General features: G+C 72.5%; 11 protein-coding genes. 6 read left to right on the top strand and 5 right to left on the bottom strand.

Annotated features, from left to right (window positions below; all coding sequences use genetic code 11):
* The first annotated feature begins 210 nt into the window (after positions 1-210).
* From ACFVU9_RS36585 to ACFVU9_RS36595, 3 genes are read left to right on the top strand one after another with little or no spacing between them, the layout of a single operon-like run.
* Positions 211-1884, top strand: a complete 1674-nt coding sequence (locus ACFVU9_RS36585; protein ID WP_387601068.1) for an AMP-binding protein — start codon at positions 211-213, stop codon at positions 1882-1884.
* On the top strand, positions 1881-4256 hold the full coding sequence (locus tag ACFVU9_RS36590) for a bifunctional salicylyl-CoA 5-hydroxylase/oxidoreductase (protein ID WP_387601071.1): 2376 nt from the start codon (positions 1881-1883) through the stop codon (positions 4254-4256). The genes ACFVU9_RS36585 and ACFVU9_RS36590 overlap by 4 nt, the downstream gene beginning before the upstream one ends.
* 4 nt (positions 4257-4260) lie before the next feature.
* The gene (locus ACFVU9_RS36595) at positions 4261-4677 is read left to right on the top strand and encodes an acyl-CoA thioesterase (protein ID WP_387601074.1); all 417 of its coding nucleotides are present in this window, start codon (positions 4261-4263) and stop codon (positions 4675-4677) included.
* On the opposite strand, the gene ACFVU9_RS36600 is transcribed toward ACFVU9_RS36595, so the two are convergent.
* Both ACFVU9_RS36600 and ACFVU9_RS36605 read right to left on the bottom strand, forming a co-directional pair.
* Entirely contained in the window at positions 4654-5718 is a 1065-nt protein-coding gene (locus ACFVU9_RS36600; RefSeq protein WP_387601076.1) for a YncE family protein, read from the bottom strand. The two genes, ACFVU9_RS36595 and ACFVU9_RS36600, sit on opposite strands and share 24 nt — an antisense overlap.
* A gap of 107 nt (positions 5719-5825) precedes the next feature.
* Positions 5826-6563, bottom strand: a complete 738-nt coding sequence (locus ACFVU9_RS36605) for an SDR family oxidoreductase (protein ID WP_387601079.1) — start codon at positions 6561-6563, stop codon at positions 5826-5828.
* Between the two features lie 154 nt (positions 6564-6717).
* Between ACFVU9_RS36605 and ACFVU9_RS36610 the strand changes: the two genes are divergently transcribed.
* Positions 6718-7290, top strand: coding sequence for a TetR/AcrR family transcriptional regulator (locus tag ACFVU9_RS36610; RefSeq protein WP_387601082.1), 573 nt, complete (start codon positions 6718-6720; stop codon positions 7288-7290).
* Positions 7291-7306: 16 nt separating this feature from the next.
* On the opposite strand, the gene ACFVU9_RS36615 is transcribed toward ACFVU9_RS36610, so the two are convergent.
* Positions 7307-7957, bottom strand: coding sequence for a TetR/AcrR family transcriptional regulator (locus tag ACFVU9_RS36615; protein WP_387601085.1), 651 nt, complete (start codon positions 7955-7957; stop codon positions 7307-7309).
* Between the two features lie 108 nt (positions 7958-8065).
* Here ACFVU9_RS36615 and ACFVU9_RS36620 point away from each other — a divergent pair, with 108 nt between their 5' ends.
* Together ACFVU9_RS36620 and ACFVU9_RS36625 are read left to right on the top strand one after the other, a co-directional pair.
* Positions 8066-9079: an alcohol dehydrogenase catalytic domain-containing protein gene (locus ACFVU9_RS36620; RefSeq protein WP_380491081.1), complete on the top strand. Its 1014-nt coding sequence runs from the start codon at positions 8066-8068 to the stop codon at positions 9077-9079.
* Positions 9080-9099: 20 nt separating this feature from the next.
* Complete coding sequence (locus ACFVU9_RS36625) at positions 9100-11544, top strand: NACHT domain-containing protein (protein WP_387601088.1); 2445 nt, start codon at positions 9100-9102, stop codon at positions 11542-11544.
* Between the two features lie 27 nt (positions 11545-11571).
* Here ACFVU9_RS36625 and ACFVU9_RS36630 read toward each other — a convergent pair whose 3' ends face one another.
* Together ACFVU9_RS36630 and ACFVU9_RS36635 are read right to left on the bottom strand one after the other, a co-directional pair.
* Positions 11572-12726 carry an oxygenase MpaB family protein gene (locus ACFVU9_RS36630; RefSeq protein WP_387601091.1) on the bottom strand — a complete coding sequence of 385 codons (1155 nt, stop codon included), beginning with the start codon at positions 12724-12726 and terminating at the stop codon, positions 11572-11574.
* A gap of 196 nt (positions 12727-12922) precedes the next feature.
* Positions 12923-13267 (bottom strand): hypothetical protein, encoded by a 345-nt coding sequence (locus ACFVU9_RS36635; RefSeq protein ID WP_387601094.1) that lies wholly within the window; start codon positions 13265-13267, stop codon positions 12923-12925.
* Between the last annotated feature and the right edge of the window lie 73 nt (positions 13268-13340).

Genomic DNA, 13340 nt, shown 5'->3' on the forward strand with positions numbered 1-13340 from the left:
GGGCACGCACCTCGCCGCGTTGTCGTCGGTCGCCGATGTCCCCCAGCCTGACGGCCGGGAGGTGCCCCCACCGCATGGAACTCCCTCCTCCGCCTTGCGATGCACGCACCCAGACGCCGCCACGCCCGCCCTCCGGGCGGACGGCGGGGGTTCGAAGACAGGCCCGCGGCGCCCCCACCGCCCGCGAGTTCCCCCGGAAGGACCCGTCCGTTGTCCCTCTCACCCTCGGCCCACCAGGACACCTTCACCCGCGACCACCTCCCGCCGGCGGACCACTGGCCGACGATCGAGTTCACCACGCCGGAACTGCACTACCCGGACCGGCTCAACGCCGCCACCGAGCTGATCGACCGCCCGGTGGCGGAGCACGGCCCCGACCTCCCCGCCCTCCGCACGCCCGACGGCGAGACCTGGTCCTACGGCCTCCTCCGGCGCCGCGCCAACCAGGTCGCCCAGGTGCTCACCGAGGACCTCGGCCTCGTGCCCGGCGGCCGCGTGCTGCTCCGCTCGCCCAACAACCCCTGGGCGGTGGCCGCGTGGCTCGGCGTGCTCAAGGCGGGCGGCGTGGCCGTCACCACGATGGCCGCGCTGCGCGCCCGCGAGCTCGCCCCGGTCGTGGAACGCACCAGGCCCGCCGTCGCACTCGTCGACCACCGCCACACCGAGGAGGTCGAGCGGCTCCAGAACGCCTCCCTCGTGATCGTCACCCACGGCGCGGACACCCCGGACGACCTCCTCGCCCGCACCGCCGCCAAGTCGGGCGAGTTCACCAACGTCCCGACCGCCGCCGACGACGTCGCCCTGCTCGGTCCGACCTCCGGCAGCACCGGCGTCCCCAAGATCACCATGCACTTCCACCGCGACGTGCTCTCCATCGACCACACCTTCGGCCGCCCCCTCCTCGGCCTCGGCCCCGGCGACACCGTCGCGTGCTCCGCGCCGCTCGCCTTCACCTTCGGCCTCGGCATGCTCGTCGTCTTCCCGCTGCGCGCCGGCGCCTGCGTGCTGCTCACCGAGACCGCCACCCCGCTCCAGCTCGCCGAACACGTCGAGCGCCACGGCGTCACCGTCCTCGCGACCGCCCCCACCGCGTACAAGGCGATCCTGCGGGAGGAGCAGGAGCACCGGCTCGCCGGGCTGCGCGTCGCCGTCTCGGCCGGCGAGCACCTCCCGCAGAGCACCTGGGAGCAGCTGCGCGACCGCCTCGGCCTGCGCGTCATCGACGGCATCGGCGCCACCGAGCTGCTGCACATCTTCATCTCCGCCGCCGGCGACGACATCCGCCCCGGCGCCACCGGCCGCCCGCTGCCCGGCTACCGGGCCACCATCCTCGACCTCGACGGCCACGAGCTCGGCCCCGGCGAGCCCGGCCGGCTCGCCGTCATCGGCCCGGTCGGCTGCCGCTACCTGGACGACCCGCGCCAGGACGAGTACGTCGTGGACGGCTGGAACGTCACCGGCGACCTCTTCCACCGCGACGCCGACGGCTACTTCTTCTACCAGGCCCGCAGCGACGCCATGATCGTCTCCTCGGGCTACAACATCGGCGGCCCCGAGGTCGAGGCCGCCATCGACACCCACCCGGACGTCGTCGAGTCCGGCGTCGTCGCCAAGCCCGACCCCGAACGCGGCTCCGTCGTCTGCGCGTTCGTCGTCCTGCGCGACGGCGTCCCGGACGGCGAGGCGGCCGCCGCCAAGGCCAGGGAGATCCAGGACCACGTCAAACAGGTCCTGGCCCCCTACAAGTACCCGCGCGACGTGCGGTTCTGCGACGCCCTGCCCCGCAACACCAGCGGCAAGCTCCAGCGCTTCGTGCTGCGCCGGCTCGTCGCGGACGGCGAGCGCAGCGGCGGCCAGGCCCCTGCCGAGAAAGGAACCCAGTGAAGATCGCGATCGTCGGCGGCGGCCCCGGCGGCCTGTACCTCGCCGCGCTCATGAAGCAGCTCGACCCCGCCCACGAGGTCACCGTGTGGGAGCGCAACGCGCCCGACGTCACCTTCGGCTTCGGCGTGGTCTTCTCCGACGAGACGCTCGGCGGCATCGAGAACGCGGACGCCGAGTTCGCCGCCGCCATGGCCGACCGCTTCGCCCGCTGGACGGACATCGACATCCACGTCGGCGGCCGCACCCACACCGTCGGCGGCCAGGGCTTCGCCGCCATGAGCCGCCGCGAGCTGCTGCACCTGCTCCAGGAGCGCTGCCGCGGCCTCGGCGTCGACCTGCGCTTCGGCACGCCCGCGCCGGACACCGCCGCGCTGCGCGCCGGGCACGACCTGGTCGTGGCCGCCGACGGCGTCAACTCGGCCGTCCGGCAGGCGAGTCCGGACGCCTTCCGGCCCACGCTCGACACCCGCCGCAACAAGTACATGTGGCTCGGCACCGACCTGGTCTTCGAAGCCTTCCAGTTCTTCATCAAGCAGACCGAGTGGGGGACCATGCAGGTCCACGGCTACCCCTACTCCGCCACCGGCTCCACCTTCATCGTCGAGATGCACGAGGACGTGTGGCGCCGGGCCGGCTTCGACACCGGCCCCGACCTCCCGCCCGGCGCCTCCGACGAGCCCGCCGTGGAGCGGATCCGCGCCCTGTTCGCCGACGAGCTCGACGGACACCGGCTGTTCGCCAACAACTCGCGCTGGCTCAACTTCACCACCGTGCGCAACGAGCGCTGGCACGACGGCGGGCTCGTCCTGCTCGGCGACGCCGCGCACACCGCGCACTTCTCGATCGGCTCGGGCACCAAGCTCGCCATGGAGGACGCCCTCGCCCTCGCCGCCTGCCTGCATGAACACCCCACGCTGGACGGGGCGTTGACGGCCTACGAGGCCGAGCGCCGCCCGGTCGTCGAGTCCACCCAGCGCGCCGCCCAGGCCTCCCTGGAGTGGTTCGAGAACATCGGCATGTACACCGGCCAGGAGCCCGTGCAGTTCTGCTTCAACCTGCTCACCCGCTCCCGCCGCATCACCTACGACAATCTCCGCACCCGCGACCCGCGCTTCGCCGACCGCGTCGACGAGGCCTTCGCGAAGGCGCAGGGCGCCGACAGCGTCGTCCCGGCGATGTTCCAGCCCTTCCGGCTCGGGCCGCTGGAGCTCAAGAACCGCGTCATCGTCTCGCCCATGGACATGTACTCCGCCGTCGACGGCCTCCCCGGCGACTTCCACCTCGTCCACCTCGGCTCGAAGGCGATGGGCGGTGCCGGCCTGGTCATGACCGAGATGGTCTGTGTCTCCCCCGAGGGCCGCATCACCCCCGGCTGCACGGGCCTGTGGAACGACGGGCAGCGTGACGCGTGGCAGCGCATCGTCTCCTTCGCGCACGCCAACTCGACCGCCCGGATGGGCCTCCAGCTCGGCCACTCCGGCCGCAAGGGCTCGACCCGGCTCATGTGGGAGGGCATGGACGAACCGCTGGAGCAGGGCAACTGGGACGTCGTCGGACCGTCCGAAGTCCCCTACGGCCCCGCCTCCGCGACGCCGCGCGAGCTTACCCGCGCCGAACTCGACCGGATCACCGCCGAGTTCGTCGCCGCCGCCCGGCGCGGCGCGGAAGCCGGCTTCGACCTCCTCGAACTCCACTGCGCCCACGGCTACTTGCTCTCGTCCTTCCTCTCCCCGCTGGCCAACCACCGCACCGACGAGTACGGCGGCCCGCTGGAGAACCGCCTGCGCTACCCCCTGGAGGTCTTCGACGCCGTCCGCGCGGCCTGGCCCGCCGACCGCCCGGTGATCGTGCGCATCTCCGCCACCGACTGGGCCCCCGACGGCAACACCGAACACGACGCCGTCGAGATCGCCCGCGCCTTCATCGCCCACGGCGCCGACGGCATCGACGTCTCCACCGGCCAGGTCACCAAGGACGAACGCCCCGCCTACGGCCGCTCCTACCAGACCCCGTACGCCGACCGGATCCGGCACGAGGTCGCCGCGGTCACCGGCACCGCCGTCATCGCCGTCGGCGCCATCGCCTCCTACGACGACGTCAACTCCATCCTCATGGCCGGCCGCGCCGACCTCTGCGCCATCGGCCGCACCCACCTCTACGACCCGCAGTGGACGCTGCACGCCGCCGCCGAACAGGACTACCGCGGCCCGGCCGCCGACTGGCCCCTCCCCTACCGCGCCGGCAGCCGCAAACCCCCCACCTCCCGCACCGACGCCATCCGCCCCCGCCTCACCCTGCTGCGCGCCGAGGACCCCGACCGGGCCGTCCACCTCCGCTGGACCCCGCCCCGTGAACCGGCCCCCGTCTCCTGAGCCGGTGGACGGTGCGCGCTTCGCGAGCGCCGTCCACCGCAGCCGCGTCGAGTGGATGGACACCGACGCGGCCGGCCACCACCACAACACCGCGATCGTGCGCTACGTCGAGGCGGCGGAGGCCGAGTTGATGCGCACCCGCGGCATCACCGGCTACTTCGGCGCGGCCCCGCGCGTCCGCTACGAGGCCGACTTCAGCGCGCCGCTGTGGTTCGGCCAGGAGGTGACGACCGAACTCACCGTCGAACGCATCGGCACGACGTCCATCACCCTCCGCTTCGAGATCCGCGCGGAGGACGGCCGACTCGCCGCCTCGGGACGGTACGTGGCGGTTCACGTCCCCCGCGGCGAGCGCACGAGCACCCCGTGGCCCGCCGCGTGGGTCGAGGCCTGGTCGTCAGGGAAGGGGGATCACGTGTAGCCGCGCCTGGTAGCCGCCGTTGGACCCGCCGGCGACGAGGGCGTCCGGCCCGACGGCGAGGCCGCTGAGCTGCTCCTCGGCGACGGTGACGCCCTCCTCCGGGACGGTCTCGCCGGTCGCGGCGTCCACGGAGAGGATCTGCGCCTTGTTCGGGGCGTTGTCCTTCACCGCGTAGAACCGGCTGCCGTCCGCCCCGGCCCGGGCCGTGTTCACGGTCGAGCCCTCGGGGGCGAGCGTGACGTGCCGGCTCACCGTGTCGGTCGCGGGGTCGATGAGGTCGCCCCGGCCGGACGAGCCCCCGTCGACGGCGAAGAGCCGCGTGCCGTCCGGGGAGAAAGCCAGGTCGAACTCGGCGGCCGAGACCGTCCCGGCCACCGTGCCGACGAGGGCCGGGCCGGCCGTCCTCCAGTGCTGGATGCCGCTTGAGGTGCCGATGTACAGGTCCCGCCCGCCCGGCCGCACCACCGGGGCACCCACACCGCTGGAGGGCAGCGGGACGGAGCCGGTGAACACCCGCCGAGCGGTGTCGAAGGTGAGCATCCGACCCGGACCCGGCTTCTGCTTGTAGTGCATCGGCCCGCGCTGCGACACGTACACCGTGCCGCCGTCCGCGCCGACGGCCAGGCCGAGCGCCGGGCCGGCGCTCCAGCGGGCCGGGCGCGGCTGGTCGGGCAGCGCGACGGTCGCGAGCACGGCCCTCCCCGCGGTGTCGACGACGACGAGCCGCTGCCCGTCCGCGACGTACAGCCGCGAACCGTCCGCGCTGAGCGCGGCGTTGACGCCCCACTCCAGCGCGCCCAGCCCCACCCGCCCCCGCGTCGCGCCCGTCCGGACGTCCACCGTCTTGACGCTCACGCTGCGGTCGCTCTCGACGGCGACGACGTACAGCGTGCCGCCGTCCGGGCTGACGAGCGGCACCGGCCGCTCGCCGCTCACCGTCACGACGGTCTCGCCCGCGGGCGCGGCCTGCGCCGCCGCAGTGCTCGTCGGTCCGAGCACGACGACGGCCGTCAGAGCCGCGATGCGCATCCTCCTGGACATGCTTCTCCTCCCCTTGCTGCGTATGCGATCCCCCAACGGGCACGCTAGCGGACGGAGTTGACATCTGTCAGTCAATTCTCCGCTTGCGGAGAAGATGTGATGGACGGTCAGGCCTGCGCGGTGGGCCGGACGACGATCTCGCTGACGTCGACGCCCTCGGGCTGCCCGATCGCGTAGCCGATGGCCGAGGCGATCGCCGACGGCGGCATGGCGATCTCGTCGCGCTGCCGGGTCATCGCGGCGGCCGCCTCGGGGCTGGCACCCTTGCCGACCCCTTCGGTATTGGTGAAGCCGGGCGAGACGAGGGTGACGCGCAGATCGGGCCCGGATTCCTGCCGCAGCCCCTCGGTGAGCACCTTCACCGCCGTCTTGGTCGCCGCATAGACGCCCTGCGGCGACTTGACGACATAAGCGGCGGTGGAGGCGACGTTGACGAACTGGCCGGAGCACTGGCGACGGAAGACCGGCAGGGCCGCCCCGATGCCGTTGAGCAGGCCGGTGATGTGGGTGGCCACCATCGCGTCCCAGTCGTCCTGACGCAGGTCGTCGAACGGCGAGACGGCCATCGTGCCCGCATTGGAGACGAGGACGTCGAGCCGGCCGTACCACTCGACGGCGGTGTCCGTCAGCCGCTGGAGGTCCTCGCGGCGCGTGACGTCGACGATGACACCGACGGCGGTGCCGCCCTTCGCCGTGATGCCGTCCACGACGGCGGCCAGACGGTCCTCGCGCCGGGCCCCGAGCACGAGCCGGGCGCCTTCCTCGGCGAGGTACGTCGCGGTCGCCTCCCCGATGCCGCTGCTGGCTCCCGTGATCGCGATGACCTTGCCCTGGATACCCGACATGATCGGTCCCTTCCCCTGGCTGCGTGCGGGTCGTCACCACGACCCACAGTGAAAGCGGAGACGCCCCCACTTATTCTCACGCTAAGTGGGGATGCCTCCGCTTAGCAAGTCGATAGGCTGCCGCCAGACTTCCGGGAAGGGATGGCGAACACCGATGAGCGACGTAGCGCCGCGACCGCTGCGGGCCGACGCGCAGCGCAACAGGGAGAAGATCCTCACGGCCGCCGTGCGCGTCTTCACGACGGAGGGCCTGGACGCCCACCTGGAGCGCATCGCCAGGGAGGCCGGCGTCGGCAGCGCGACGCTGTACCGCAACTTCCCCACCCGCGAGGCCCTCGTCGAAGCGGTCTACCGCAACGAGGTGGCCCACCTGTGCGAGGCCGCCCCCGCCCTGCTCGCGCAGGAGCCGCCCATGCAGGCCCTGCGGGCGTGGACGCGCCTCTTCCTGGACTACGTCACCGCCAAGTACGGCATGATCGACGCCCTGCGGGCGATCGCCGCGACCGGGAGCAGCCCCTACGGGCACAGCCGGGAGATGATCCAGGCCGCCATCACGTCGCTGATGGACGCCTGCACGGCCGCCGGGGCGATCCGCACCGACATCCGGCCCACCGACGTCTTCGCCGCCCTCGAAGGCATCGCCCTCACCTCGGCGGGCGCCGAACACCGGCCGCAGGCGGAGCGCCTGCTCGACCTCGTGCTGGACGGCCTCACGGTCCGTCCGTAACGCCTCGCGGCCGGACTCAGGCGGCGACCAGTGCCAGCCGGATCCAGCGCTCGGCCTCCGCGGTCGCGGCCGTCACGTCGAACGCGTCCGGGTCGGTGGCGCCCTGGACGACGAGCCCCTTGACCAGGCCCACCATGGCCAGCGCGAACGCCCCGGGGTCCAGCGCCGCCCGCACCTCACCCCCGGCCACGCCGTGCCGGACGACGTCGGCCACCCACGCCCGCGTACGGGCGTCCAATTCCGCGACCGCCGCCGTCAGCTCGGACGCCCCCGCGAGCGCCTCCGCCCCGAGGACGACGAACGCCCGCCCCAGGTCGGTGGGCTTCCGCACCCCCTCCAGGCACCCCCGGGCGAACCCGCACAGCTCGTCCACCGCCCCGGCACCGCTGCGCTCGGGCGCGGCGGCGGCCATCGCCTCCGCCAGCGCCTCCTCCTGCAGCCGGGCCAGCAGGGCGGCCTTCGAGCCGAAGTAGTGCGAGGCCAGCCCCCGGCTGAAGCCCGCCTCCTCCCCCACCCGCGCGAGCGTGACGCCGGCACTGCCGTGCTGGGCGATCAGCCGGGCCGCGGCGGCGATCAGGGCGGCCTCGGCCTGGGCGCGCCGCTCGGCCTGGGTGCGGCGGGACGGGGTGCCCGGAGAAGCGGCGTCCGGACCATCGTGCGTGGGCATGGCACCATGCTAGTGTCGAACTTGCTTGTTGACCAACAAGTAAGTGCGCGGGGCGGGCCCGGAGACGATCCCCCGGCCGCGCCGCCCCCGTCGGAAGGGAAGATCCGGATGACCGCCACGATGCTCGCCGGCCGCCTCGACGTCACGAAGGGCACGTTCGCCGTCGAGGAGGTGCCCGTCCCGGTGCCCGGCCCCGGCGAGGTCCTGATCAAGGTCGAGGCGGCGGGCGTCTGCCTGTCCGACGTCCACCTGATCGACGGCACCCTCAAGCCCTTCTACCTCCCCGGCGACAAGGTGACCCTCGGCCACGAGGTCGCCGGCACCGTCCACACCCTCGGCGAGGGCGTCACCACCGCCGCCGTCGGCGACCGCGTCCTCCTCCAGGCCGGCGAGCACCGGGGCGGCGTCGTCTTCACGCGCGGCGTCGACTACGACGGCGGCTGGGCCGAGTACAGCCTCGCGACCGCCACCACCCTCGTGCCGATCCCCGACGAACTCCCCTTCGAGCAGGCCTGCTTCATCCCCGACGCGGTCTCCACCCCGTGGGCCGCCATCACCGCCACCGGCGCCGTCCGCCCGGCCGAGGCCGTCGGCGTCTGGGGTGTCGGCGGACTCGGCGCCCACGGCGTCCAACTCCTGCGCGCCATCGGCGCCTTCCCCATCGTCGCCGTCGACCCCCTCCCCGCCGCCCGCGAACGCGCCCTCGCCTTCGGCGCCGACGCCGCCCTCGACCCGCTCGACCCCGGGTTCGCCGCCCACCTGCGCGAGGCCACCGGCGGCCGCCCGCTCGCCGCCGCCTTCGACTTCGCCGGCGCGGCCCCCGTGCGCGAGCAGGCGATGGCCGCCCTCGGCGAACGCGGCCGCCTGGTCCTGGTCGGCCTCACCGACCAGCCCCTCACCATCACCAAGGGCACCATGGTCAGCTTCCTGCGCCAGGAGATCCGCGGCCACTACGGTTCCCAGTCCCAGGACGTGATCGACCTCGTCGCCCTCACACGGGGCGGCCGCCTCGACTTCTCCCGCTCGGTCAGCGGCACCTTCCCGCTCGCCGACGCCGCCAAGGCCGTCGAAGCCCTGGAGCAGAAGGCGGGCAACCCGATCCGGCTGATCCTCAAGCCCTGAGGGAATGTCATCATGACGGCGTGACTGACTCGGTACACAACAACCTTGACGGACAGGTCACGGGGAATGTGATCCAGGCGCACACCGTCAACAACTACGCGCCCCCTTCGCCCGCCGAGGACGAACTGGCCAGACACGTGCTCGTCCAATGGGAAGACGAGGCCAACGCCCGCCGGTTGACCGGTTCCGTACGCATGCCGGTTCGCTGGGACGCACGGCAACTCGGCGCCCTCGAAGAGTCGATCGACACTGATGAGGCACTCTCCCGGATCCGGACGCTCGACCCCGCCCGGCTGGTCATCACCGGACCCGCCGGAGCGGGGAAGTCGTCCCTGGCAGTGCTCCTCGTCCTCGACCTGCTGCACCACCGGAAGTCGGGGGATCCCGTTCCCGTCCTGCTGTCGCTCTCGGGCTGGACGCCCAAGAAGAACCTTCAGGACTGGGTCATCGAGCGCATCCAGCAGGACTACCGGGCCGCGGCGCGCCCTGCATGGAATCACGAGGTGCAGTCGTTGGTCACCGGGAAGAGAGTCATCCCCATCCTGGACGGCCTCGATGAGCTCATGTCCCTCTCCGGCCAGGAGGTCGTCCTCGGAATCGACGGCTGGCGCGCGAACACCAAGGTGCCCCTGGTCCTGCTGTCGCGGCCGGAAGCGATCGAGAAGATTCCCCCGGACTCCGAACTCCGGCACATCCCGGTGATCCAGGCCTGTCCGATGTCCCCGGAAGCCGGACGGCACTATCTCACCGGGAAATGCCGTGAGGACCAACTTCCCCAGTGGGAAGAAGTCTTCGAGCAGATCACACGAAGTCCTGACGGACCCGTCGCGGCGGCCTTCTCCTCACCCCTGATGCTCTGGCTCGCGACGAAGGTCTACGCGAGCGGGGCCCGAGATCCTCGCGCACTCCTCGACTCCGCAAGGTTTCCGACACGCGCGGACGTCGAAGGCCACCTCCTCGACGAGTTGATCCCCGCCGTTTACTCGCGGGCCCCGGCATCCGCCTCCAAATCCAAGCCCGTCCGCCGGTGCGGTGTGAAGGACGCCCGGACGTACCACGACTTCCTGGCCCGGCAGTTGATCCGCCGCCGGACACAGGACATCGCGTGGTGGCAGCTGCGCGGCGTGGTCACGCATCCGCTCGCATGGGGCGGCATCGTCCTCACGGCCGTCCTGGCGCTCCTCTCCCTCGACCGGCTCCTGTGGCCCGGCACCACCACCGAAGCGATCGACCTCGTCGCCGAGTTGGCCACCATCTCCACGGTCCTCGGACGCACCACCGCCCGGCACCTGTTCCCCGGCCTCGACGGCCGCCCCCGCCGGCCGGCCGCACCCAGGATCCAGGTCATCATGGCCCTGCTCGCCGCAAGCCTCGTCGGTGCGGCAACGGTCGTTCCGGGCGGCGTCCCCGCGGTCGTGCCCACCGTCGCCCTGCCCACGCTGTCGGGCCTCCTCCTCACGCGGCGGGCCGAGTACGACACGGCCACGAAGCCCAGGATGCTGCTCGCCGACGAACGGCGGATCGCCCTGATCGAGGCGGCGGTCGTCGCACCCGCCATCGCCGGGCTCTCGATGGCGGTCTTCTCGCAGACCCACGACAGTCCCCTCATCCCCACCGTGTCCTTCCTCACCGCCTGGTCCTGCTCGGCCCTGGCCCTCGTCGCGATGAGCCGATGGGGGCGCTGGACCGCCACGCGGGTCGAACTGTGGCTGTTCGGGCGCCTTCCGTGGGACGTGATGGGTTTCCTGGAGGACGCACACGGACTGGGCCTGCTGCGCCAGGTCGGCGGCGTCCACCAGTACCGGCACACCGAACTGCGCCGGCGCCTCGCCGGAGCGGACGCCGACCGGTCCGCGGCCGAGGCGTGGACACCGCGCACCGTCCTCATGCGCAGCAGCGCCCACACCGTCCGCACCGTGTGGTTCCTCGCCCTCGACCTCGCCATGCCGGTCCTCGCGTACCTCGCCGTCGCCTCGCCGCTCACTGCACACGACGGCCCGAGAGCGGACTGGCAGCAGAGCTGGGACCTGTTCCGCAGGCACCAGTTCCAGTTCGTGGGGGTGACGGTCACGCTCGTCCTGATGGCGGTCGCCCTGTGGGCCGTGGCCACGAGGCTCCGGATCGACGCCGAGACGGTCGAGATCAACCGGGGCCGCAAACTTCGAGTGCGGTGGGAGGACGTGACTGCGGTGCGGGTTCACGGGACCGACGGCGACGTCCTGCCGAACCAGTACCACGTCGCCTTGGAGCTCAAAGAGGGCCTGATTGTCCCGAAGGCCCTCACTGACTCGAAAGGCTGGGCCCGCATCTGGGACCTCGGCCCGACCAGCGCCCTCCCCCTCGACCTCGAAGCCGCCCTCGTCTACTTCGCCGGCGACCGCTGGAAGGGCAGCGGTGACGGGTGGGACCACCGACAAGGTCCCTCTGACGCCCTGGAGGAAGCCGGCCGTCGGGCCCGGCCCTGAGCGGGCGGGGCCCGAAGGGCTGGGGCGTCAGCGGTTGTCGTGGAGGTCCTGGTGCATCTGCGGCTGGTCGTCCTGGTCGTGGGTGAGGGCGTACCGCTCGACCTTGCTGAACGCCTCGGACACGGCTCCGAGGATGTCCTTGTACGGGTTGACGCCCGTGACCTGCTTCGCGGCGCCGCCGAGCAGGCCGCCACCGATGCCGCTGACGATGCCGTGGCCGGCGGCCGCGACCTTGCCCGCCTCCGACAGCGGCGTCCGGTCCAGGCCGGCCATGTCGGCGTACTTGTCGGTGAGGGCGACGCGGGAGAGGGCGAGGTAGGCGTCGCTCATTCCCGGCTTGAGGAAGTCCCGGTAGAACCTGACGGCCTGGGCGGTCATGAAGACGCCGTCCTCCGACTTCCGCCATTCCCGGTCGCGTTCCTGGTTCCACAGCCGTTCGAGCTCATCGGCGTCCTTGGGCAGCTGCCACCTCTCCGGGGTGCCGAGGTAGTGGTTGACGTAGTGCCAGGCGCAGACGAAGCCGCGGGCGTCGTCCTTCGACACGTCGATCCCGAGGTTCCGCATGGCCTGCAGGATCTGGGTGCTGAAGACGCAGGCGGCGCCGGTCGTGTACTTCTGCGAGACCGGCTCGCCCCACTTCGCGTAGTCCCACTCCCCGCTCTTCTTGTGCAACTGCCGCACCGAGGCGTGGACCAGGCGCACCTTGGTGACGTTCGCGGCCAGGGTGCCGTTGCGCAGGGCGTCCTTGTCGCCCATGTCGATGAACAGCCGGCTGGACTGCGAGAGCCGTCGGCCGGGCCCTTCCACGCCGCCCAGGCGGCCGGTCGAGCGCAGGGTGAACGCGCCGGTCGGGGAGAGGTAGGTGCCGATGAGGCCGACGGTGCCCTGCAGCATGGACGCCTCGCCGTGGTGGTGGGCGAAGAAGCCCTCGGCGGCCTTGACGTCGGCCTCGCTCCAGTCCGGCGGCGGCGCCGCCGCCTCGCGCAGGAAGTCGGCCAGCCGGTCGGGCAGTCGGGTGAGGTCCTGCCCGGGCTTGAGGGTGCCCACGGTGCGGAAGAGGGCGTTGACCCCGTCGATCTCCCTCTTCTCGATCAGCTCCGAGACCAGGGCGTCGGCCTCCGGGTCGCCGACCGTGCTCGCTGCCTCGAGTTCGGCCGTGACCGTTGCGGCTGTCAGTGCCACCAGCAGTACCTCGTTTCTGGGGTTCGGGTGCGTCCCGCGCCACGAGGCAATCGAGTTCGTGCTCGCATGATGCCCTGGCGGCAGCGGGTGTGCGCGAGCGTACTGTTCATCAGGCATACGGACGATCGCTCGAATGGGGGACCCCGGCGCGCGCCCTGTCCGCAGGGGGCGCACACCTGGGAAGCGCGAACTCGCGCTACCCCGCCGGGACCGGGCGGTGCGGGAGGTCGGTGGGGTTGTCGGGGCCGAGGGAGAAGGTCGGGGCGGGCGTCGGGCGCATGGGCGGCGGGGTGGTCACGGCCGTGCTCGGGGCGGTCGGCATCGTCGTGGGCCGTCCCGTGGCGGTGGGCGTCGGCGCAGCAGGCGAGCTGGACGGGCTCGACGCCGTGGACGGGCTCGGCGCCGTGGACGGCGTGGACGGCGTGCCCGTGACGGCCGGTGTCGGCGACGGAGTCGGCGGCGCGGCCGTGGAGTTGCACGCGGCGGTGGCCAGCGCGAGGAGCAGGGTGCCGGCGGCGATGGTGGCGGCGGGTCGCTTCACGGGGCGGGGTCTCCTGATCGTCGGGGGTCGCCGCTTGGACGGTGCGGCCCCCGAACCGGTTCCGCAACGCCGG

It is taken from the genome of Kitasatospora sp. NPDC057936, from assembly GCF_042887525.1.
Taxonomy (GTDB): domain Bacteria; phylum Actinomycetota; class Actinomycetes; order Streptomycetales; family Streptomycetaceae; genus Kitasatospora.